21 protein-coding genes are annotated in these 22,442 nt (G+C 64.5%); 17 read left to right on the top strand and 4 right to left on the bottom strand.

What is annotated here, in order from left to right; translation table 11 throughout:
* The first annotated feature begins 222 nt into the window (after positions 1-222).
* The 4 genes from minC to sbcB all read left to right on the top strand — a co-directional run bounded on the left by minC (position 223) and on the right by sbcB (position 3,647).
* Positions 223-960: a septum site-determining protein MinC gene (gene minC / locus F0A17_RS13030; protein ID WP_149328756.1), complete on the top strand. Its 738-nt coding sequence runs from the start codon at positions 223-225 to the stop codon at positions 958-960.
* A gap of 65 nt (positions 961-1,025) precedes the next feature.
* Positions 1,026-1,844: a septum site-determining protein MinD gene (gene minD / locus F0A17_RS13025; protein WP_149328755.1), complete on the top strand. Its 819-nt coding sequence runs from the start codon at positions 1,026-1,028 to the stop codon at positions 1,842-1,844.
* Positions 1,841-2,092: a cell division topological specificity factor MinE gene (gene minE, locus F0A17_RS13020; protein ID WP_104205310.1), complete on the top strand. Its 252-nt coding sequence runs from the start codon at positions 1,841-1,843 to the stop codon at positions 2,090-2,092. The genes minD and minE overlap by 4 nt, the downstream gene beginning before the upstream one ends.
* Positions 2,093-2,156: 64 nt before the next feature.
* Positions 2,157-3,647, top strand: coding sequence for an exodeoxyribonuclease I (gene sbcB / locus F0A17_RS13015; protein ID WP_149328754.1), 1,491 nt, complete (start codon positions 2,157-2,159; stop codon positions 3,645-3,647).
* A gap of 155 nt (positions 3,648-3,802) precedes the next feature.
* On the opposite strand, the gene F0A17_RS13010 is transcribed toward sbcB, so the two are convergent.
* Both F0A17_RS13010 and F0A17_RS13005 read right to left on the bottom strand, forming a co-directional pair.
* Positions 3,803-6,685, bottom strand: coding sequence for an insulinase family protein (locus F0A17_RS13010; protein WP_149328753.1), 2,883 nt, complete (start codon positions 6,683-6,685; stop codon positions 3,803-3,805).
* A complete protein-coding gene (locus F0A17_RS13005; RefSeq protein WP_149328752.1) occupies positions 6,682-7,365 on the bottom strand; it encodes an SOS response-associated peptidase in 684 nt (227 codons plus the stop codon). Before F0A17_RS13005 ends, F0A17_RS13010 begins: the two co-directional genes overlap by 4 nt.
* 155 nt (positions 7,366-7,520) lie before the next feature.
* On the opposite strand from F0A17_RS13005, the gene F0A17_RS13000 reads away from it, so the two are divergent.
* Both F0A17_RS13000 and F0A17_RS12995 read left to right on the top strand, forming a co-directional pair.
* On the top strand, positions 7,521-8,138 hold the full coding sequence (locus tag F0A17_RS13000; protein WP_149328751.1) for a TetR/AcrR family transcriptional regulator: 618 nt from the start codon (positions 7,521-7,523) through the stop codon (positions 8,136-8,138).
* Between the two features lie 53 nt (positions 8,139-8,191).
* The gene (locus F0A17_RS12995; protein WP_422670889.1) at positions 8,192-8,863 is read left to right on the top strand and encodes a 1-acyl-sn-glycerol-3-phosphate acyltransferase; all 672 of its coding nucleotides are present in this window, start codon (positions 8,192-8,194) and stop codon (positions 8,861-8,863) included.
* On the opposite strand, the gene F0A17_RS12990 is transcribed toward F0A17_RS12995, so the two are convergent.
* On the bottom strand, positions 8,854-10,140 hold the full coding sequence (locus tag F0A17_RS12990) for an HlyC/CorC family transporter (protein ID WP_149328750.1): 1,287 nt from the start codon (positions 10,138-10,140) through the stop codon (positions 8,854-8,856). The two genes, F0A17_RS12995 and F0A17_RS12990, sit on opposite strands and share 10 nt — an antisense overlap.
* A 74-nt stretch (positions 10,141-10,214) precedes the next feature.
* Positions 10,215-11,015, bottom strand: coding sequence for a cytochrome C assembly family protein (locus F0A17_RS12985; RefSeq protein WP_149328749.1), 801 nt, complete (start codon positions 11,013-11,015; stop codon positions 10,215-10,217).
* Positions 11,016-11,260: 245 nt separating this feature from the next.
* Between F0A17_RS12985 and ffh the strand changes: the two genes are divergently transcribed.
* From ffh to F0A17_RS12930, 11 genes are all read left to right on the top strand, one after another.
* Entirely contained in the window at positions 11,261-12,667 is a 1,407-nt protein-coding gene (ffh, locus tag F0A17_RS12980; protein WP_149328748.1) for a signal recognition particle protein, read from the top strand.
* A gap of 249 nt (positions 12,668-12,916) precedes the next feature.
* Positions 12,917-13,165 carry a 30S ribosomal protein S16 gene (gene rpsP, locus F0A17_RS12975; RefSeq protein ID WP_104204845.1) on the top strand — a complete coding sequence of 83 codons (249 nt, stop codon included), beginning with the start codon at positions 12,917-12,919 and terminating at the stop codon, positions 13,163-13,165.
* 20 nt (positions 13,166-13,185) lie between these two features.
* Positions 13,186-13,743: a ribosome maturation factor RimM gene (gene rimM / locus F0A17_RS12970; RefSeq protein ID WP_149328747.1), complete on the top strand. Its 558-nt coding sequence runs from the start codon at positions 13,186-13,188 to the stop codon at positions 13,741-13,743.
* 38 nt (positions 13,744-13,781) lie between these two features.
* Positions 13,782-14,564, top strand: a complete 783-nt coding sequence (trmD, locus tag F0A17_RS12965; protein ID WP_149328746.1) for a tRNA (guanosine(37)-N1)-methyltransferase TrmD — start codon at positions 13,782-13,784, stop codon at positions 14,562-14,564.
* A gap of 118 nt (positions 14,565-14,682) precedes the next feature.
* Positions 14,683-15,039: a 50S ribosomal protein L19 gene (gene rplS / locus F0A17_RS12960; RefSeq protein ID WP_149328745.1), complete on the top strand. Its 357-nt coding sequence runs from the start codon at positions 14,683-14,685 to the stop codon at positions 15,037-15,039.
* 85 nt (positions 15,040-15,124) lie between these two features.
* Positions 15,125-16,027 (top strand): site-specific tyrosine recombinase XerD, encoded by a 903-nt coding sequence (gene xerD, locus F0A17_RS12955; protein ID WP_187774692.1) that lies wholly within the window; start codon positions 15,125-15,127, stop codon positions 16,025-16,027.
* Between the two features lie 3 nt (positions 16,028-16,030).
* Positions 16,031-16,789 carry a DsbC family protein gene (locus tag F0A17_RS12950; RefSeq protein ID WP_149328744.1) on the top strand — a complete coding sequence of 253 codons (759 nt, stop codon included), beginning with the start codon at positions 16,031-16,033 and terminating at the stop codon, positions 16,787-16,789.
* Positions 16,790-16,857: 68 nt separating this feature from the next.
* A complete protein-coding gene (locus F0A17_RS12945) occupies positions 16,858-18,174 on the top strand; it encodes a homoserine dehydrogenase (RefSeq protein ID WP_149328743.1) in 1,317 nt (438 codons plus the stop codon).
* A gap of 87 nt (positions 18,175-18,261) precedes the next feature.
* Positions 18,262-19,650, top strand: coding sequence for a threonine synthase (thrC, locus tag F0A17_RS12940; RefSeq protein ID WP_149328742.1), 1,389 nt, complete (start codon positions 18,262-18,264; stop codon positions 19,648-19,650).
* A gap of 264 nt (positions 19,651-19,914) precedes the next feature.
* Complete coding sequence (locus F0A17_RS12935; RefSeq protein WP_422670887.1) at positions 19,915-21,714, top strand: single-stranded-DNA-specific exonuclease RecJ; 1,800 nt, start codon at positions 19,915-19,917, stop codon at positions 21,712-21,714.
* A 105-nt stretch (positions 21,715-21,819) separates the two neighbouring features.
* Positions 21,820-22,437 (top strand): YitT family protein, encoded by a 618-nt coding sequence (locus tag F0A17_RS12930; protein ID WP_149328740.1) that lies wholly within the window; start codon positions 21,820-21,822, stop codon positions 22,435-22,437.
* The last annotated feature ends 5 nt before the right edge of the window (positions 22,438-22,442 follow it).

The following is a 22,442-nucleotide window of genomic DNA, read 5'->3' as shown; positions in this document are numbered from 1 at the left end:
CTTTCGGCTTGTTGCTTTGGGTTTGCCGAGGGGCATCGTCTTTCGTCCAACTTATTATCTAAGCATGTGACGTGGCGCTGGAAAAGAGCGCTCCGAAGGCGGAGCGACGTCGCCAGGGCTATGGTCATCGGGGGGCGGCTGGCCGTATCATCAGTTGCAGGGGGGAGGGGAGTCGCTTAGCTTTAGCCCCACGACCCGACAACACCCGAGTGGAGTTCGGCAATGAGCCTTAACGTGGACAGGGCAGGCATGGCATTTACCTTCAAGGGAGGCATGCTGCCGATGACGGTCATGGAGCTGGCCAGCGCTGACCCGGAGCAGATCCGTGAACAGCTATCGGGCAAGCTTAGCCAATCACCCGCTTTCTTCCAGCACACGCCCGTGGTGCTCAGCGTCGAGAAGCTCGACGAACCGCATCTGGCGCTGGAGCGGATCTGTGCCGTGTGTCGAACCCATAAGCTTCTGCCGGTGGCCGTGCGAGGCGGCTCCGACCCCGTCAAGCAGTCGGCCTGGGCCTTGGGGCTGGGCTGGTTTCCGCCCTCAGACGGCACGCGAAGCCGGGTCCTCGAAGAGGTGCCGCCGACCGAGCCCGCGCGCGGCGCCGAGCCGGAAGCGACGATACCGACGGCCAGCGGTGGTCGTATCTATCGGGGCACGGTGCGTTCCGGGCAGCAGATCAGCGCCCCCGAAGGCGACCTCGTGGTGGTGGGGGCCGTAAACGCCGGCGCCGAAGTCCTGGCCGCAGGCAGCATTCACGTCTACGGCGCCCTGCGCGGTCGCGCCCTGGCCGGCATTCATGGCGATATCCAGGCCGGCATCTTCTGTCGCGAGCTGCGCGCCGAGCTGCTCTCGGTAGCGGGAACCTACAAGCGCATGGAGGATATCGATCCGCATTTGCTGGGTTCGTCGGTGCAGGTGACGCTCAGCGACGCTCAACTGGGCATCACGGCCCTGGACTAGTCGTTGCCGGCGAGCGCCTAGTCTTCAGCGACATTGCTTTCACCGTTACCAAAGGAACGTACAACTTGGCCAAGATCATCGTAGTGACCTCAGGCAAGGGTGGGGTCGGCAAGACTACCAGTGCAGCGGCCATCGCCACCGGGCTGGCGCTGCGAGGCAACAAGACGGTCGTCATCGATTTCGACGTGGGATTGCGCAACCTCGACTTGATCATGGGCTGCGAGCGCCGCGTGGTCTATGACCTGGTCAATGTGATCCAGGGCGAGGCTGGCCTCAACCAGGCACTGATCCGCGACAAGCGGGTCGACAACCTGCACATCCTGCCGGCATCACAGACTCGCGACAAGGATGCCCTCACCGCAGAGGGCGTGGAGAAGATCCTCGATACGCTGGATAAGGACTTCGACTACATCCTGTGCGATTCGCCCGCCGGCATCGAGCGCGGCGCACAGTTGGCCATGTACTACGCCGACGAAGCGGTAGTCGTCACCAATCCCGAGGTATCGTCGGTGCGCGACTCCGACCGCATTCTGGGCCTGCTGGCGTCGAAGACGCGCCGGGCCGAGCGCGGCGAGGATCCGATCAAGGAGCATCTGCTAATTACGCGTTACAACCCCGCTCGGGTCACCGAGGGTGACATGCTCAACCTGGAGGACATTCGCGAGATCCTGGCCATCGACCTGATCGGCCTGATCCCCGAGTCCGAAGCGGTGCTGCGGGCTTCGAACCAAGGCGTTCCGGTCACCCATGACGACAGCAGCGACGCGGGCCAGGCCTACATGGATACCGTATCGCGCCTGCTAGGGGAGGATGTGCCACTGCGCTTCCATGAAATACAGAAAAAAAGCCTGCTTAGCCGCGTGTTCGGGGGAGGTCGCCGGTGAAACTACTGGAATTCCTCAAACGTGAACGCAAGAAATCTGCCTCTGTCGCCAAGGAGCGGCTGCAGATCATCGTGGCGCATCAGCGTAGCCAGCGTGGCCAGCCCGACTATATGCCGATGCTGGAGAAGGAGCTGCTGGAGGTGATCCGCCGCTACGTGCAGGTGGACGACGATGCCATCAACATCAGCCTGGACAGCGAGGACAATTGTTCGGTGCTGGAACTCAACGTCACCCTGCCACGCAGCTGAGTCGTTCGTGGGGCTGTGCTAGGCTGTGCCATTCAGCGACGCAGAGTCAGGAGACACCGCGCCCATGGCAAAGCCCGATGCCGCCCCGATGACGTTCCTGTGGCACGATTACGAAACCTTCGGCGCCGATCCTCGTCGCGATCGTCCCTCGCAGTTCGCCGCGATTCGCACCGACGTCGAGTTCAATGAAATCGGCGAGCCAGTCGAGCTGTTCTGCAAGCCGGCCGACGACTACCTGCCGCACCCCCAGGCCTGTCTGATCACCGGCATAACGCCGCAGCAGGCGCGCCGCCTCGGATTGCCCGAGGCCGAGTTCGCCGGTCGCATACACGCTCTGATGAGCGAGCCCGGCACCTGTGCGCTGGGCTACAACACGCTGCGCTTCGACGACGAGGTCAGCCGCTGCCTGTTCTACCGCAACCTGCTCGACCCCTATTCCCGCGAATGGCAGAACGGCAACTCGCGTTGGGATCTGATCGATGCGGTGCGTGCATTCCACGCCCTCAGGCCGGCCGGTATCGAGTGGCCGCGTCGCGAGGACGGCTCGCCCAGCTTCCGCCTCGAGCACCTTACCGCCGCCAACGGCATCGCCCATGAGGGGGCGCACGATGCGGTGGCCGACGTGCGTGCCACCATCGCCCTGGCGCGGCGGCTGCGGCAGCGCAATCCCCGTCTTTTCGATCACCTGTTTGCGCTTCGCAGCAAGCGGGAGGTAGCACGTCGGCTCGACTTGGATGGGCGCAAGCCGGTATTGCACGTATCGCGTCGTTACCCCGCCAGCCGCGGTTGCAGCGCGCTGGTGATGCCGCTGGCCGTGCATCCTACCAATCCCAACGGGGTGATCGTCTACGACCTGTCGGTGGATCCGGAACCGTTGCTCGCATTGGATGCCGAGCAAATCCGGCAGCGCGTCTTCGTCAGCAGCGACGACCTGGCCGAGGGTGAGGCGCGTATTCCGCTGAAGGTGATCCACCTCAATCGCAGCCCGGTGATCCTGCCCGTTGCCGCACTCAAGGATGTGGAAGGGCCGCGTCGGGGAGAATACGGCGAGATCGTCGAGCGTCTTGGGCTGGATCTGGCCGCCTGCCGAGCGCATTGGAAACGGCTGTCAACGAGCCCCGAGGCGGTGCGCAAGGCCAGCGAGGTCTTTTCCCAACCGCCTCCCGAGGGACCTCGGGATCCCGACCTAATGCTCTACGGTGGTGGCTTCTTCTCACCCGACGACCGCCAACAGATGCAGCGGGTGCGCGAGACCGCCCCCTGGGACCTGGTGGAGGCACGTTTCGCCTTCCAGGATCCTCGCCTGGAGGAGATGCTGTTCCGCTACCGGGCGCGCAGCTTTCCCGATACCCTCACCAGCGAGGAACAGGCTCGCTGGGAGGCCTATCGTTGGGAGCGACTGAACGATGCTGCCGTGGCCGGCTTTACGCTCAGGGATTTCGCCCGTGAGATCGAGCGGCTCAACCAGATGGCGCTGAGCGATCGCGACCGACAGATCCTCGAAGAATTGGTGATGCACGTGGAGGCGATGATGCCGGCCCAGGCCTTCGGCTAAGCCAGGGCTCCTTGCCTGTCGTGCTTCGGTGCAGAGCCCCCGCTTTTGACTCGCGGCGTCAAGTACGTTTCCTGGTATACAAGAAGCGCCGGAAGTCCAATCTCGGCACCTAGGCCAAAGGCCATGTGCCGAGGTTTCAAGCCCGTTACAGGAAATCAATCATCGGCTTCGGGTAGCGGTTCCAGCTGCCGGGTCAGGGCCGCTACGTCGCTGGGCTCGTCGCCCGGGTCGTAGGCGATGGTCGCGGTATTCTCCATTTCGCGCAATTCAGGCCAGGTACGTCGCAGGTCGTCGGCCGTAACCGCCAGGACGCGTTCGGCCAAGCGCTCGCGACGATCGAAATCGGTGTCGCCGAAGGACAGGGCGCGCCATAACCGATTGGTCAGTCCCGAGAGGCTGGTATCTCGCTCGAGAAGACCATCATGCACCGCCTGGCGATAGGGCGCCAGCTCGTCGTCGTCCAGCGCCGCGATACGACGCCCGAAATCATCGAGGAAGGTGTCGATATGGGTTCGTATCTCCTCGCTCTCGACATCCGGTGACTGGACCAGCAAGCTCAGGCCCGGCGCATCGAGCAGGGGTGAGTAACCGGCACTGACCACGTAACCTAGTTGCTGTTCGGTGCGCAGGCGTTGATAGAAGGGAGTATCGATCAACTGGCCGAGCACGGCGAGACGGGCCTGGGTTGCCAGCGAACGGTCCTTGCCTTGGAGGTAGCGCAGCACTAGAGACTCCTCGCGGGTCGTGACGGGATGCAGCGTAGGCAGGGCCTTGGCGATGCGCAGCGGAACCAGGTCGGGGATCGCCTCTTCCGGCAGCGCGGGCTGGAGACGCTCGGCGACCTGGCGGCCTTCGCGTTCGGCCAGTTCGGCGTCGAGGTTGCCGATCACCAGCGTCTCCAGACGCAGCTCGCCGAGAAAGGCGTCACGAAAAGCGCGCAGATCGTCGACTGTCAGCTCGCGGCTGGCTTCCAGCAGGCTCTGGGTGGGCCATTGGGGGCGCAGCAGCGCTTCGGCCAGGGTGCGGTGGCCCTGACGATACAGGGGGGCCTGGGGGGCATTGCGCCACTCGCGCTGCAGGCGATAGCGCGCACGCTCGAAACTGCCCTCGCCGATATCGCCCTCCATGAGCTGCTCGAAGGTGCGGGTCATGACGCGGTCCTGGCGGTCGCGCCAGCCCGAGAACGCCAGCGTGATGCCCCGGGCGTGGGCATAGGCGTCTATGTCGTGTCCGGCCAGCCGCGCCGTATAGAATTCCTCGTTGAGGCTGTCATCGAGCCAGCCGGCCAGGAGCTGCGAGAGTGCCGCGTGGTGCGGATCGCGGCTGGCATCGGGATGCTGCAGGCTGAAGCGCCACTCCACCTTGGGCGTATTGAAGCGCGACTCGGCCATATGCCAAAGCGTGAACCCCGGTTCCTCGACCCGTTGTTCAGGCCGCTCGTCCTGCACGTCGAGCAGCGTCAGGTCTGCGGCAATGAAGGGGTTGGGCTGAGGCAAGGCGAGCCCTGCGAGCGGCAGGACATCGGCGATCCTCGGCTCGGCCTCGCGCCAGGGAGCGTTGAACCAAGGCGAGGTGTATTCGCCCTCGACCTCGGGGCCGCTGTAGACGCGCAGCAGCATCTCGGGGCGTAGCGCATCCAAGTAGCCCTCGATCAGCTCCCGGTCGAACCCATCCATGCGGTAGGCAGCGTACTGTACGTCTTCCACGGGGAAGCGTGCCAGATTCATGGCCAGGCGCATGGCGCTCTGCAGCGAGGAGCCGTGCTGCTGGAAGCGAAACTCCTGCTCGGCCAGGCGGGCCTGCTCATCGTAGCGCCAAGCTTCCAAGCCCGCTTCGCGAATCTGGTCGACGGCAGCGAACAGGGTGGCCTGGATCTCGTCGATACGCTCGGCGCCGGCCGGTGTGAGGCTAACGCGGACGGTAAACAGGGCATGCCGTCCATCGCCGCGATCCATGCCGGCCGAAAGGCCGTCGGCCAGCCCGGCTTCGCGCAGCACCGCGAGCAGGCTCCCTTCGCCCTCGTGCCCGAGCAGATGAGCCAGGTAGTCGGCCGGCTTGTGCCGGTAATGCTGGATAGGGTCGGGTACGGGGAACATGAAGCGGACATGGCGGCTGTCGCGTGTCGATTGCACCTCGACATAGCGGGGCAAATCCGCTTCGTGAACCAACGGCTCCTCGATCGTGGGACGCTCCAGCCCGCGGTCGGCGATGCCGGCAAAGCGCTCGGTGACCATCGCTTCGAGCTCGTCGAGTGGCTGCGGCGCGACCAGCGCCAGATGCATGACATTGGCATCGTAGTAGCGCTCGTAGAAATCGATCACCCGCTCTCGCAGCGAGGCCTCGCCGCCGGTGGGGTCGAGGGTTTCGCGGCTGCCCACCGAGAACTTGGTGAGCGGATTGTCCGGGTTGAGCAGTTGGTTGAGCACGTCGATCTCACGCCGAGCATCGTCGCGGATCCGGGCCATGTACTCGGAATGCACGATGTTGCGTTCGCTCTCTAGCCGTTCGTGATTGAACAGCGGCGTGAGGAAGAATTGGCTAAAGCGATCCAGGGCGCCGGGCAATGCCTCGGGCTCGATGTCGAAGAAGTAGTTGGTGTCCTGGGGCGCCGTGAAGGCGTTGTGACTGCCGCCGTGTCGACGCAAGTAACTCTGGTAGGCATCCGCCTCGGGATAAGGCTCGGTGCCGAGAAACAGCATGTGCTCCAGAAAGTGCGCCAGGCCCGGCAGGTCGCGGGGATCCTGGGCACTGCCCACGCCGACGTTCATGGAGGCAGCCGCCTGGTCGGCTTCGGGGTCGCTGACCAAGAGCGCGGTGAGGCCGTTTTCGAGGATCAGTACGCGATAGTCGCGGTTGTCGTGAGGGCTGACTCGGGGATGAACGACCTCGTCGACCGTCTCCTCGGGCGATACCACGGGAGTGGCTTGGCTCATATCGGCAGGGCCGATCAATAGGCCGACCAGCAGCACGAGGGCAAGCCAGGTCGGCGCATGGCGACGGTCGGGACGTGGCAGGGTGAGGGTGGGAAGCGGCATCATTTCTCCTGTTCGTTCCAGCGCAACATGGGCCCTGTCGGGTGCGCACAGGCGGGATCCTGATTGGCGGGATCGTTCACCTTTCTAGATACCGGGAAAGCACCCAACAGTTCCCGCGGAGCGGGGTGCAGCAGGCGCTGGGCAGCTTCCATCGAGGTCCGGGGATCGAGCCAGCGCATGGCATCCTCGGCGGCAATCAACGCGGGCAATCGATCGCTGAGCGAGGCTAGCGGTTCCCGGGTGGCCACGGTGATCAGCGCCATGGAGTCGGCATGTTCGGTCAGGCTCGTATGATAGCGACACCACAGGCCGGCAAGCAGCATTGGGCCGCGATCGACGCGGGTGATCAGGAAAGGCTGCTTGAAGCGTGGCTGGATCCGCCATACGTAGACGCCGCCCACCGGTACCAGGCTGCGCCGGGCGGCGAAGGCATCGCGGAACATGGCGCGTGTTTCCAGCGACTCTGCCCGGGCGCAATGAGGAGCGTGATCCAGCACGCTGAGCCAGGCCGGCGTCAGCCCCCAGAAGGCGCGGCTCAAGCAGGCCCTGCCTTCCGTCAGGCGGATATGCGAGAGCGTCCGTCTAGGGGCCAGGTTGGGGGCGGTCAGCAGGGGAGCCTCTTGGCGCAGGTCCGGCAGCAGTCGAGCCGTATCGAGTGGCGGAATATACAGGCGACCGGCCATGGGGCCTCCGGATGTCGGGATGGCGACAGGGTAGCCAAGTCGAATGGGACTGAAAAGGCTTGTCGTGGTAAGGTCGAAAACAGTGTTCGATCTAAGCTATGCTAAATAACCGGTTGTCAAACGCCCGTGACGCTCAACGTTCTGCGAGGAACCCGATGGCTCGTCCCCGACAGCATGCGCCCGAAGCGCTCCATGCCCAAGTCATGGCCGCATGCGATGACTGGCTGCAGGGTAATCCCGTGCATGCGCTCTCGCTGCGTGCCTTGGCGCGCGAGGTGGGCTGCGCTCCGAGTACACTGCTCAAGCTCTATGGCAGCTTCGGTAACCTGCTACAGCACGTGAATATCGAGACCCTGGCTCGACTGCGCATGGTCATAGAGCCGTTGACCCAGGGCAGCGCGCCGGAACAGCAGATGCGCGCCCTGGCGCTGGCTTACTGGCAGTTCGCTCAGCGCGAGCCGTATCGCTGGCAGCTGCTGTTCGACTACCCGCTGGCCCAGGAAGGCGAACTCGACCAGCGGCAGTCGGACATGATCGAAGGTTTGTTCCTGCGAGTCGAGTCCAGCCTCAAGGAGTACCAGCCGGCGCTCGGCGATCTCGAGGCACGGCGGCTTGGGCGTACGTTGTGGGGCAGCGTGCACGGCCTGGTGCAGCTAGGGCTCAATGAGCGACTGGGCTATTGGCAGGGTCAGCAACTCGAGGTGCCGGAGCTGCTCGACCAGTTGCTTTCCACCATTCTCTCCGGCCTCCGGCAAAGGCCCGATATCGCGTGAAGTTTGCCCTGCTCGGGCTGTGCAGCATTCTCTGTGTGCTGATTGCGTGGCGCGTGGCGCGTGCGCCGAGGCCATTCATCCGACGACTGATTTTCCTGCTGGTGCACTGCTGCTATCGGCTGCGGCTGCGTGGGCGGCACCACATTCCGGTCAGGGGGCCGGCATTGGTGGTTTGCAATCACGTCAGCTTCATGGATGCGCTGGTCATCGGTGGAGCCAGCCCGCGCCCGCTGCGCTTTCTGATGGATCGACCGATCTACGAGTCGCCCTGGCTCAACTGGCTGTTTCGCCTGGTGGGTGCGATACCGGTGGAATCCGACCGGCGCGACCCCGGCAGCGTGCGACGGGCGTTGCAGGAAGTCAGCCGGGCGCTTCGCGGCGGCGAAGTGGTCATGCTGTTTCCTGAGGGGCGGCTGACGCCGGACGGTGACGTCCAGACGTTTCGTCGCGGCCTGGAAACGATTCTGGCGCGGGACCCCGTGCCGGTGATCCCTGCGGGACTGGCGGGACTGTGGGGGTCCTGGACCTCCCATCGTGACGGGCGAGCGTTAACCAAGCGACCGCGCCGTTTTCGTGCCCGGGTGGCGCTTTGCTTCGGTGAGCCGATCCCGCCGCGTCTGGCTCGGCGGGATCGGATGGAGGCGAAGGTGCGCGCACTCAAGGCCGAAGCCGATCGCTGGGCATGTCCGCTCGAGGCCGCCTCTCCCCGGCGCGATCACGACTGACGCTGGCGTCCGGTCCGCGTGGCCGGCCAGCAGCGGGCCGAGGTGATCAGGTTGTCGCGCACTTCGAGAATTTCCATACGCACCGCGCCGATCTGCAGGCAGGTCGGCCCTTCGGGAAAGGCTTCGAGGTGTTCGAGAATGAGACCGTTGAGAGTCTTGGGGCCATCCGTGGGCAACTGCCAGCCCAGCGAGCGGTTGATGTCGCGAATATTGGCCGTGCCGTCGATCACATGACTGCCATCATCCAGGCGATGGATGTCCTGGTCCTGGCCGGCGACGTCGGTGGTGAACTCGCCGACGATCTCCTCCAAGATGTCCTCCAGGGTGACCAGGCCCTCCACGTCGCCGTACTCGTCGACCACGATGCCAATCCGCCGTTTCTGTTTCTGGAAGTTGAGTAGCTGGGTGTGTAGCGGCGTCGATTCGGGAATGAAGTAAGGCTCCCGGGCCTCCTGCACGATTGCGGCCTTGGTCACTTCGCTGCGAGACAGGAAGCGAGCCGCGTTGCGTAGATGCAGCATGCCGATGATGTTGTTGATGTCGCCCTTGAAGACCGGCAGGCGCGTGTGTTGGCTGGTGCGAATCTGCGTCAGGATGGCCTCCAGCTCGTCGTCGAGATCGATCCCCACCACCTCGTGGCGCGGCACCATGATGTCGTTGACCGTGACGTTCTCCAGATCGAGGATCGACAGCAGCATCGCCTGGTGACGGTGAGGAATCAGCGTGCCGGCTTCATGCACGATGGTACGCAGCTCGTCGCGGGTCAGGCTATCGGCGCCTCCCTCGATCTCCTTCACGCCGAGCAACCGCAGCAGGCCATTGGAAATCACATTGACGAGCCATACCAACGGGTAGAGAAGCTTGAGCAGCGGTTCCAGAGCGCGCGAAGTGGGATAGGCAATGCGCTCCGGCTTTATCGCGGCATAAGTCTTGGGCGTGACCTCGGCAAAGATAAGGATGGTGATGGTCAGCAATGTGGTAGCCACCGCCGGGCCGGTCACTTCGCCAAAGAAGTGAATGGCGATGATGGTGGCGATGGATGCGGCCAGGTTGTTGACGAAATTGTTGCCGATCAGGATCACCCCGATCAATCGATCGGGGCGCGCCAGCAGGCGCAGGACTCGACGAGCCCGGCGGTCACCGCTGTTGGCTTCGTGATTCAGCCGATAGCGGTTGATCGACATCATGCCGGTCTCTGAGCTCGAGAAGAAAGCGGAAAGACAGACGAGTAGGAAAAGCAGGCCGAACAGCAATCCCAAAGGGAAGTCGTCGCTCAAGTCGATGGATCCTCGCTGGCGTGTCAGCCCCGTTTGTAGGGATTCGGCCTTACAGTGTCAAGGCGACTTCCGGCTCAGGCGTGGTTGAGAACGACCTCAAGCACGAACTTGCTGCCGAAATAGGCCAGCAGCAGCACGGCGCAGCCGCCCAACGTCCAGCGCACGGCGCGCATGCCGCGCCAGCCGAGCACGTGATGGCTGACCAGCAGGATGGCAAAGATGAGCCAGGCGGCCAACGACAGGAAGGTCTTGTGCGCCAAGTGCTGGGCAAACATGTTATCGAGAAACAGAAAGCCACTGATGATCGACAGGGTGAGCAGTACCATGCCGGCCCAGATCAGCTCGAACAGCACTCGCTCCATGGTGGTCAGTGGGGGCAACACCTGAACCATGCCGCGGGTGTGATGGTGGCGTAGGGCCTGGTTCTGCAATCCAAGGAGCCCTGCCTGGCACGCGGCGATGAACAGCACGCCGAATGCGAGTGCCGAACTCATCGCGTGCAGGGCAATGCCCGGCGTCATGCCGCCGGTGCGCTCCGGACTCGGCAGGCCCACTGCCAGCAGCAGGGCCAGGCCGGAGATCGGAAATAGCGCCACCGCCACGTTGAGTACCGGCTTGGCCAGGCTTACGCCCAGCAGCAGCACGATCATGATGGCGGTCAGCACCGCGGCGCTCGTCGACAGGCCGGGCATCTGGCCAGGGCTCTGGTCGATCAGTTGTAGCGCTGCGGGAAGGTGAAACAGCAGGCCCAGCACGCCCAGAGCGCGCACCAGCGCCGGACGCTGTGGAACGCGCCTCAGCAGCGTGAGCCCCTGCCAGGAGGCAGCGCCCAGATAGAGGAGGAAGGCCATGATGGCCAGAGGAAGCGCCTGCATCGGTTGCCGTCCGTACGCCGTTGCCAGCGTCTATGCATCTCTGGGTTGAAGAAGTCTGCCGCTGCCACTATACCCAATCCTCGCTGCGCCGCACAGCCGGTAAGCGGCGGCATGCATGGAGACTGGCCGCCACAAGGCGTATAATTCGCGCCAAATGCTTCAAACCGAGCTGTTAGACCTAGGCGAGCAGGGAAAGCGGCCGCCAAGCGTGCCGATCGCCTGTCAGCTCAATGCCGGAGTGGCTTATGTTCCAGAATCTCAGTGAGCGGCTGTCCGAGACGCTCAAGTCCATCAAGGGTCAGGCCCGTCTGACCGAGGACAACATCAAGGACACCCTGCGAGAGGTGCGTCGTGCGCTGCTCGAGGCCGATGTGGCCCTGCCGGTGGTCAAAGCCTTCATCGAACGAGTGCGCGAGCGCGCTGTCGGTCAGGAGGTGTCGAAGAGCCTGTCACCAGGCCAGCAGTTCGTCAAGATCGTCCAGCAGGAGCTCGAGGCGATCATGGGCGAGGCCAACGAGGGGCTCTCGCTCAAGGGAGCGCCCGCCGTGGTATTGATGGCGGGCCTGCAGGGGGCCGGTAAGACGACCTCCGTGGCAAAGCTGGCGCGCTACCTGCGCGAGCGCGAAAAGAAGAAGGTCCTGGTGGTTTCCGCCGACGTCTATCGCCCGGCGGCCATCGACCAGCTCGAGACCCTGGCCGGCGAGGTGGGAGTGGACTTCTTTCCGTCTCGCTCCGACCAGATGCCGGTGGCCATCGCCGAGGCGGCGATCAAGCACGCCAGGATCCAGTTTCACGACGTGGTGATCGTCGATACCGCCGGCCGCCTGGCCATCGACGATGCCATGATGGAGGAAATCGCCGAGCTGCACCGCGCCTGCCAGCCGCAGGAAACCCTGTTCGTGGTCGACGCCATGACCGGCCAGGACGCCGCCAACACGGCCAAGGCATTCCACGAGGCGCTACCGTTGACCGGCGTGATCCTGACCAAGGCCGACGGCGACGCCCGCGGCGGTGCTGCGTTGTCGGTGCGTCACATCACCGGTAAGCCGATCAAGTTCATGGGGGTCGGCGAGAAGGTCGATGCCCTGGAACCTTTCCATCCGGATCGGGTGGCTTCGCGAATCCTCGGCATGGGCGACGTGCTGTCGCTGATCGAAGAGGCCGAGCGCACCGTCGACAAGAAGAAGGCGGAGCAGCTGGCCAAGAAGGTCAAAAAGGGCGAGGGCTTCGACCTCGAGGATTTCCGCGATCAGCTCCAGCAGCTCAAGAAGATGGGCGGCATGGGCGGCCTGCTCGGCAAGCTGCCGGGCATGGGCCAGATGGCCGAACTGGCCCAGGGGCCGGGCCCGGAGAAGGAGCTGGGCAAGCTTGAGGCCTTGATCAATTCGATGACGCCTCAGGAACGTCGCAAGCCCGAAATCATCAACGGATCGCGCAAGCGCCGCATCGCTGCCGGTGCCGGTCTTCAGGTACCGGATCTCAATCGCTTGCTCAAGCAGCACAAGCAGATGCAGAAGATGATGAAGAAGGCGGGCAAGAAGGGCGGCATGCAGAAGATGATGCGCGGTATGTCCGGCATGATGGGTGGCGGCCCGGGCGGCCCGGGTGGAATGGGGGGAATGGGCGGCCCCGGCGGTTTTCCCTGGCGATAAGCCATCGAATGGCTGCGCTGCCGAAGCTCGAGAAAAGGGTTTCAAAGCGGGGCTGATTTCCGTAGAATGCTGCGTCTTCATGGCAGGACCGTGGCTCTGCCCGGCTGCACGCCTATAAAGGAAAGTGACCGAATGACGCGAAGGCGGGTCTCGTGGACCCGTTTTCCTGGCAAATGCCGACTCCGGCCATCAGCCGGCTCGGCGCATATCGGTAGTAAACGTAACCTCAACCGAAGGACAGTTAACGCCATGGTTACCATTCGTCTGGCACGTGGTGGCGCCAAGAAGCGTCCCTTCTACCACCTGACCGTGACCGATTCACGCAACTCGCGCGATGGCCGCTTCATCGAGCGCCTCGGCTTCTTCAACCCGATCGCTCGCGGTCAGGAAGAGCGTCTGCGCGTCGATCTGGATCGCATCGCCCACTGGCAGGACCAGGGCGCCCAGATGTCCGATCGTGTGGCCGAGCTGGTCAAGGAAGCTCGTAAGCAGGCCTGAGCCCGCGGCCCGGTGACGTCATGAACGAGCAGGCCTCACGCAGCGAACGCGACGACCACGTGGTGCTGGGCAAGCTGACCAGCCCCTACGGCGTCAAGGGGTGGCTCAAGGTCTACTCTCATACCAGCCCGATGGATAGCATCCTCGAGTACTCCGAATGGGTGCTGAGGCAAGATAACGCTCTGAAGCGCCACCGCCTGCTCCAAGGGCGGCATCACGGCAAGGGGCTGGTGGCCTTGCTGGAGGGGATCGACTCGCGCGAGGCTGCCGAGCGCATCGCGGGGGCGGAGATTCTGCTACCCAAGGCGGAATTGCCCGAGCTCGCCGATGACGAGTTCTACTGGCACCAGCTGGAAGGGTTGACGGTTGTGACCCGTGACGGTGTCGTGCTGGGGCGGGTCGGTTATCTGTTCGAAACCGGTGCTAACGACGTACTGGTGGTGCGGGGTGACCCGCAAGGCGAGCCGCCGGCCATCGACGATCGTGAGCGTCTGCTGCCGTTCCTGCCCGACGAGGTGATCGTCGAGGTGGATTTGGCGTCTGGCACCATGACCGTCGACTGGGATCCGGCGTTTTGAACGTCGAGGCGAGCGGATCTCCGAGCGAGTCGCAAGGCATGTGGATTGGCGTCGTTTCGCTGTTTCCCGAGATGTTCGAGGCTGTCGCACAGCACGGCGTCACGGGACGAGCGGTGAGCCAGGGGCGTATCGCGCTGGAGTTCTGGAACCCGCGCGATTATGCTCGCGACCGGCATCGCACGGTGGATGACCGTCCCTACGGAGGCGGTCCCGGCATGCTGATGAAGGTCGACACCCTGCGCGCGGCCATTCATGATGCCCGCGCGCGTGCCGAGGCGATTACCGGTGTACGACCCCGGGTGGTCTACCTCTCGCCTCAGGGGCGACGGCTCGATCAACAGGGTGTGCATGAATTGGCTTCCGGCCCGCCGCTGGTCGTGGTGGCCGGGCGCTACGAAGGTATCGATGAACGCGTGGTGGAGAGCGACATCGATGAAGAGTGGTCGATCGGCGACTATGTGCTCAGCGGCGGTGAGCTGCCGGCCATGGTGCTGATCGATGCGGCGGCGAGACTGGTGCCCGGCGTGCTGGGCCATCAGGATTCCGCTGTAGAGGACTCCTTCAACGAGGGGTTGCTGGATTGCCCGCACTATACGCGCCCCGAGGAGATCGACGGGCGGCGGGTACCGGATGTGCTGCTCAGCGGCCATCACGGCGAGATCCGGCGCTGGCGGCTCAAGCAGTCGCTGGGGCGGACTTGGTTGAGGCGTCCCGACCTGCTCGAGGGCAGGGCGTTGAGTGTCGAGCAGCGCGAGCTGCTCGAGGAGTTCATCGAAGAATACGCCCGCGGGGCGGAGGTGCAGGACACGGATTCCCGGTGAGCCGTGGACCTGCGTCACCCATCATCTCCCGCGCTCTCGAGTCAGACTCGAGCGCCGGGATCACGCGCCGCCCTTGGACGTGGAATAGCGGCGGCGCCGACTATCGAGGAGTTATGTCATGAGCAGCAAGAACAAGGTGATCCAGGCGCTTGAGGCCGAGCAGATGAGCAAGCAGGTGCCGGAATTCGCGCCGGGGGACACCATCGTCGTGCAGGTCAAGGTCAAGGAAGGTAACCGCGAGCGTCTTCAGGCCTTCGAAGGTGTGGTGATCGGCAAGCGTAACCGCGGTTTGAACTCCGCTTTCACCGTACGCAAGATCTCTCACGGTGTCGGCGTTGAGCGTACCTTCCAGACCTACAGCCCGCTGGTCGACTCCATTGAGGTCAAGCGTCGCGGCGACGTGCGCCAGGCCAAGCTGTACTACCTCCGCGAGCGTAGCGGCAAGTCGGCTCGCATCAAGGAAAAGCTCTCCTGATCCGGGTTGGCTGACGGCGCCATGCGCCATGCGAAGCCCCGCCACCGCTCACGCGGGGCGGGGCTTCGTCGTATCGGGCGGTGACATGACACACGATATCCACTCCCTGGCCCTGATCGAAGCGTTCCTCGATGCCTTGTGGCTCGAGCGCGGGGCAAGCGAGCACACGCTCACGGCCTACCGTCGCGACCTGGAGGCATGGGCCGCTCGACTGGCCGAGGGGGGGGGCGAGCTATTGGCCCCAGATGCGGCGCTTCTGTCCGCTTGGATCGAGGAGCGACGCAATACCGGCTATCGGCTGCGCAGCAACGCCAGGCTGCTGTCGAGCCTGCGCGGCTTTTACCGCTGGGCGCTGGCCGAGGGGCGCATCGCGCATGATCCGCTGGTGGAGGTGCGTCTTCCGCGGGTTCGCCCCAACCTGCCGGACACCCTCGAGGAAGACGAGGTAGAGCGCCTGCTGGCCGCTCCCGACGTAACCACCGACCTCGGCTTGCGCGACCGAGCCATGCTCGAGGTGCTCTATGGCTGCGGCCTGCGGGTCTCGGAGCTGGTGGGGCTGACGACGGATTCGGTCAACCTGCGCCAGGGCGTGGTGCGGGTACGTGGCAAAGGCGACAAGGATCGGCTGGTCCCGCTGGGGGAAGAGGCCGTACACTGGTTGTCGCGTTATCTGCGCACTTCGCGAGGTGCGCTGATGAACGACGTGTCGCGCCCGGCGCTGTTTCCGGGGCGTGGCGACAATGGCATGACACGACAGACGTTCTGGCACCGGATCAAGGCCCATGCCCGTACGGCGGGAATCACACGGCCCTTGTCGCCGCATACCCTGCGGCATGCTTTCGCCACGCATCTGTTGAATCATGGCGCCAATCTACGTGTCGTACAGCTGTTGCTCGGTCACAGCGACCTGTCGACCACACAGATCTATACCCATGTCGCGCAGGCGCGACTCGAAGCCCTGCACGCCGACCATCATCCTCGAGGCTGATTCATGATCGCGTTGACCCACCGATTTGCCGTTTCCGTGCTCGCCCTGACCGTGCCGCTTGCGGTTGCTCTTCTGCCCGCCACCGCCCTGGCCGACGAGGCCGCCCGGTTGGCCGAGCGTCTCCAGGTCGGCGGCCAGCCGATGCCGGTGAAAAGCGTTCGCGAGACGTCACTCGAGGGCTTCTTTCAGGTGCACCTGGAGACCGGTGAGTCCTTCTACAGCGATGCCGAAGGCAAGCATTTCCTGGTCGGCGACCTCTATCGTAACGACGAACAGGGCTTGACCAACCTGACCGAGCAGTCGCGCAATACCGAGCGCATGGAGCGCCTGGTCGAGGTTCCCGAGAGCGAGCGGGTGGTCTTTCGCGGAACCGGCGAGAGCCAGGCCGAGATCGTGGTCTTCACTGACACCACATGTCCCTATTGCCGTCAGTTTCATGAAGAAGTGCCGAGTCTCAACGAGATGGGCATCGAAGTGCACTACCTCGCGTTCCCGCGGGCGGGTTTGGACTCCCAGGGAGCGCGACTGCTCGAGCAGGTATGGTGCGCCGACAGCCCTAGCGATGCGATGGACGCGGCCAAGCGCGAGGAGACGTTTTCGGGCAGCGCCGACTGCGACAATCCGGTCGAGGAACAGTATCATCTGGGCATGATGCTGGGCGTGCAGGGAACGCCGGCCATCGTGCTGCCCGATGGTCGCCTGGTGCCCGGCTACGTGCCCGCCGAACGCCTGGCCGGCATGCTCGGGCTGGCGAGCGAATGACGAAGGGTCGACGACGAGCGGCCGAACCGAAGAACGCTGGACATTGACACAACCTGGGGAGCAGGACATTGAAACCGGTGAGAGTGGGAATCTGTGGTTTAGGTACCGTCGGAGGCGGCACCTTCAACGTGCTGACGCGCAACGCCGACGAAATCGCGCGGCGGGCAGGCCGCCCGATCGTCATCGAGCAGGTGGCACTGCGCAGCACCAACCCGGAGTGTGACCTCACCGGCATCAAGACCACCAACGACGTGTTCGAGGTGGCCCGTAACCCCGACGTCGATGTGCTGGTCGAGGTGCTGGGGGGCTATGACGTGCCGCGCGAGCTCGTGCTCACCGCCATCGCCAACGGCAAGCACGTGGTCACCGCCAACAAGGCGTTGATCGCGGTGCACGGTAACGAGATCTTCCAGGCGGCCCACGAGCAGGGCGTGATCGTGGCCTTCGAGGCCGCCGTGGCCGGTGGCATCCCGGTGATCAAGTCGCTGCGTGAGGGGCTCGGCGCCAATCGCATCGAATGGGTGGCTGGCATCATCAACGGAACCGGCAACTACATCCTGACCCACATGCGCAGCGAGGGTCGCGCCTTCGAGGACGTACTCGCCGAGGCCCAGGCGCTGGGCTACGCCGAGGCCGACCCCACCTTCGACGTCGAAGGCATCGATGCCGCCCACAAGCTGACCATCCTGGCCTCGATCGCCTATGGCGTGCCGCTTCAGTTCGAGAAAGCCTATACCGAAGGCATTTCGCGGGTCACCTTCGACGACGTGCAGCAGGCCGACAACCTGGGCTACGTCATCAAGCACCTGGGCATTTCCAAGCGAACCGAACAGGGACTGGAGCTGCGCGTGCATCCGACCTTGATTCCCAAGGAACGGCTGCTGGCCAATGTGAACGGGGTCAAGAATGCCATTGCCATCATGGGCGACGCCGTGGGGCCAACCCTCTACTACGGCGCCGGCGCCGGCTCCGAGCCCACCGCCTCGGCGGTAGTGGCGGATCTGCTCGACGTGGCCCGCGATATCGCCACCGATCACCATTACCGAGTGCCCTACCTGGCCTTCAGCGGCATCGGCGAGGATGAAGGCAATCCGCCGATCCTGCCCATGGAGGACATCGTTACCGCTTACTATTTGCGCCTGCTGGCGGTGGATCGCCCCGGTGTACTCGCACGGGTGGCAACGATTCTCTCCGAGCAAGGCATCTCCATCGAGGCGCTGGTGCAGAAGGAGGCCACCGAGGGTGAGCTGGTGCCGATCATCCTGCTGACCCATAGCTGCCGCGAGAAGCAGATGAACGAGGCGATCCGGCATATCGAATCGATGGCCGACATCGCCGGGCCGGTCACGCGGATCCGCGTGGAGTCCCTGGACGAGCAGGAATGACATCGGCATCGAGCCTGGAGCTAAGGGCTTCGAGCGAAACTGGCTCGTAACCCTTAGCCGGTGACTCGATGCTTACGGAGTGAATCTATGCGCTACATCAGTACCCGCGGGCAGGCGCCCTCGCTCTCCTTCGAAGAGGTCGTGCTGACCGGCATGGCCAGCGATGGCGGGCTCTATGTACCGGAAGCGATTCCGCAGCTCGCGCGCGAAGAGCTCGAGGCGATGGCCGGGCTCTCCTATGCCGAGATTGCCTTTCGCGTGATGAAGCCGTTCGTCAACGGCGAGATCGACGACGAGACGTTTCGTGGCATCGTGCGCGACGCCTACGCCACCTTCAGCCATGATGCCGTGGTGCCGCTCAACCAGCTCGACGCCAACCATTTCCTGCTCGAGCTGTTCCACGGCCCCACGCTGGCCTTCAAGGATATCGCCTTGCAATTGCTTGGCCGTATCCTCGACCACTTCCTGGCCAAGCGCGGCGAGCGCGCGGTCATCATGGGCGCCACCTCGGGCGACACCGGTTCGGCGGCGATCGAGGGCTGCCGTCACTGCGACAACCTCGACATCTTCATCCTGCACCCGCACAACCGGGTGTCCGAGGTACAGCGTCGGCAGATGACCTCGGTGCTGGCCGACAACGTGTTCAACATCGCCATCGAGGGCAACTTCGACGACGCCCAGGCGATGGTCAAGGCGAGCTTCGCCGACCAGAGCTTTCTGAACGGCACGCGCCTGGTGGCGGTGAATTCGATCAACTGGGCGCGCATCATGGCCCAGATCGTCTACTACGTGGCCGCCGGCGTGGCGCTGGGCGCGCCTCACCGTCAGGTCAGCTTCTGCGTGCCCTCGGCCAACTTCGGCAATGTCTTTGCCGGCTACATGGCCTATCGCATGGGGCTGCCGGTCAGGCAGTTCATCATCGCCACCAACGCCAACGACATCCTGCACCGCACCATCGCCGCCAACGACTTCTCCAAGCAGGAACTCAAGGCGACCCTGGCGCCCTCCATGGACATCGTGGTGTCGTCCAACTTCGAGCGGCTACTGTTCGAGGCCTACGAGCGTGACGGCGAAGCCGTGGCAGCGCTGCTCGAGCGCTTCCAGCGGGAACCCACGGCGCTGGCCGAGGCGCCGCTGGAACGGCTGCGTGCATTGTTCGCCAGCCACAGCGTCGACGACGCCACCATCCTCGAGGTGATCCGTGAGGCGCACCACCGCACCAAGGAGCTGCTCGACCCGCACACCGCCACCGGCTATCGTGCCGCCGAGCGTGTCCGGGCCGATGCCGAGACGCCGATGATCACCCTGGCCACGGCCCACCCGGCGAAGTTTGCCGAGGCGGTGGTCAAGTCCGGCTTCCCCGGCGTGCCGCTGCCGCCGCACATGGATGACCTGCTGGAGCGCGAGGAGCGTTACACCGTGCTGCCGGCGGAGCTGGCGAAGGTGCAGGCGTTCGTGGCCGAGAACCGGCGATAGGGTCAGCAAGGCACCTCGCCAAGGTAGCGAGGGCATAGGGGACAGGTCGAAGAGGAGGTCTTTTGCCATGGATGGCAAAAGTAGCGCCCAGGGATGGGTTTACAGCGCCTCCTCGTAGTCCTGTCGCCGGCTAGCCCGAGCGGTGGTCAGTGTCGGCGAAGATAGGCCCTGCGCCCCTCGCATCGGGGACAGCCCGAGAGACCGCACCGCGATGCCCATGAGCCGGCCGCAAAACCCGTCATGCAACAGGAGCCACGCTTGGACGTGACCGCGCCGCCAGACCTGCACGCCCGACTCAAGCCAAGGCTACTGCCGCGCCCGCGTAACGAGGCGCTCTATGCGCGAGCTCGCGCCGAAGGGTTGAGCGAGCTGCAGGCCCGTGTGCTCGCCGGCCGCCTGGCCGATTATGAGGGCGAGCTGGCCCCGCTGACCCAGCCCGGCCTGCGCTACCTCGAACATCCCGAGCACCTCGCCGATGGCCGCCGCGCCGCCGAGCGCATCGCGCGAGCGGTAGCGGAGGGCGAGCACATCGGCATTCTCACCGACTACGACGTCGACGGCATCACCTCCCACGTGGTAATCCGGCGCACCCTGGTGGAACTCTTCGGCGTGCCGGAACCGCGCCTGCATAGCCTGATCGGCCATCGCATCCATGACGGCTACGGCATCAGCCTGCCGCTAGTGGAGCGCACGCTCGGTCTCTCGCCACGGCCGAGCCTGGTGATCACCGCCGACTGCGGCAGTTCCGACGAGCCGCGCATCGCTCGGCTCAAGGCGGCGGGCATCGATGTGGTGGTGAGCGACCACCACGCCCTGCCGGTAGAGGGGCCGCCGGTTTCGGCGCATGCCGTGGTGAATCCGACCCGAGACGATTGTCAGTACCCCGATGGCACCATTGCCGGCTGCATGGTGGCGTGGTTGGTGATGTCGCTCACGCGCAGCGTGTTGGTCGAGTGGGGCGTGATACCCGCCGCCACGCCCAAACTCTCCTCCTGGCTCTCTTATGTAGCCCTTGGCACCGTGGCCGACTGTGTATCGCTCGGCGCGAGCCCAGCCAACCGTGCCGTGGTCAGACACGGCCTGACGCTGATCAATCGCATGGAGGCCGCCTGCTGGCGGGCCATGGCGGCACGCCTGGGGGAAGGCAGCATACCGTTTTCCGCCGAAACGCTGGCCTTCCAGATGGGGCCGCGGATCAACGCTCGTTCACGCCTCGACGACCCTTATGCGGCGCTGCACTTCATGCTGGCCGAGGACGACGCCACGGCGACGCGCCACCTGCAGACGCTGGATGACGACAACCAGTCACGCAAGGCGATCGAGGCGGAGATGATCGAAGAGGCGCGCGCCCTGGCCATGCCGCAGCTCGAGGCCGATCGACCGGTGCTGGTGGTCTTTCTCGAAGGCGGTCACCCCGGCGTGCAGGGCATCGTCGCCTCGCGCCTGGTGCAGGCCTTCGGCCGCCCGGCGCTGGTGCTGACACCGGCCGCGGCGCCTGGCATGCTCACCGGCTCGGGGCGCTCTATCGAAGCCCTGCATCTGCGCGATGCCCTGCAACGCGCCCATGAGCTGGCACCCGAGGCGTTGCCGCGCTTCGGTGGCCACCGCGGGGCGGCCGGTGTCGGCGTGCCGGTGGCGTGGCTGGAGGTTTTCCGTGCCGCTCTCCTGCAGGCAGTGACGGAACAATTGGGAGCTGCCGAACTGTATCCCCGTGTGTTGACCGACGGGGCCCTGGCTCCAGGACAGTTTCAGTTGGCAACGCTAAGCGAGCTGGAGGCGCTCGGCCCCTACGGGCGCGAATTCGACGCGCCGTTGTTCGAAGGCGAATTCCTGGTGGAGTCGCTGCGCTCCGTGGGAGCGGACGGAACCCACCTGTCGATGGTGCTCTCCACCGGGGCAGCAAGCCTCAAGGCGATCTGGTTTCGTGCCTTGACGCCAGGCGAGCTGCCGGTCTTCGGCATGGGAGACACGCTGCGCTGTGCCTACCGACTCAACCGCAACCGCTGGCGGGGGGAGGAGTCGCTGCAACTGATGGTGGAATACGCCGAGCCGCTGGGTCGCTGATGACGGGGTTCGCGGGCCGCTGAGCGAGGTCAATGATTTGGCAAACCCTTCCCGCTAGAATCCGGCTCGTTCGGGCTTGCCGTCCGCCATCCCAAGGAAACTCGAATGGACCCGCAAGATCTTCCCACCGACCCCCATCGCCCCCACGAGGATGTGATGGCCATGCTGGTGGGCACGCTGTTCGTCGCGCTCGGTGTGGCCTTCTATACCCAGGCGCTGCTGCTCACCGGCAGTACCGCCGGCATGGCTTTCCTGCTGCAGTACGCCACCGGCTGGCGCTTCGGCGCGTGGTTCTTCCTGATCAACATGCCGTTCTATTACCTGGCGGTGAAGCGCATGGGGTGGTCGTTCACTCTGCGCACCTTCGTTGCCATCGCCCTGGTGTCGCTATTCTCCGAGCTGACCGGCAAGTGGGTCGCCTTCGACAGCCTCAATCCGCTCTACGCCTCGTTGATGGGCGGTAGCCTGATCGGCATCGGCATGCTGGTGCTGTTTCGCCATCGCACTAGCCTCGGTGGCATCAACATCCTGGCGCTCTACTTGCAGGGTCGCTACGGCCTGCGCGCCGGCTACGTGCAGCTCGGCATCGATGGGTTGATCATGCTCGCCGCCTTTCTCGTGTTGCCGCCGGAGCGGGTGGGGCTCTCGGTACTGGGGGCGGTGGCATTGAATCTGATTATTGCGCTTAATCACAAGCCAGGCCGCTATATGGGCGTGAGTTGAAAAGT

This window comes from Billgrantia pellis (assembly GCF_008297955.1).
In the GTDB taxonomy this organism is placed as follows: domain Bacteria; phylum Pseudomonadota; class Gammaproteobacteria; order Pseudomonadales; family Halomonadaceae; genus Halomonas; species Halomonas pellis.
Note: the sequence above shows the minus strand (reverse complement) of the source record. Positions and strands in the feature narration are given on the sequence as shown.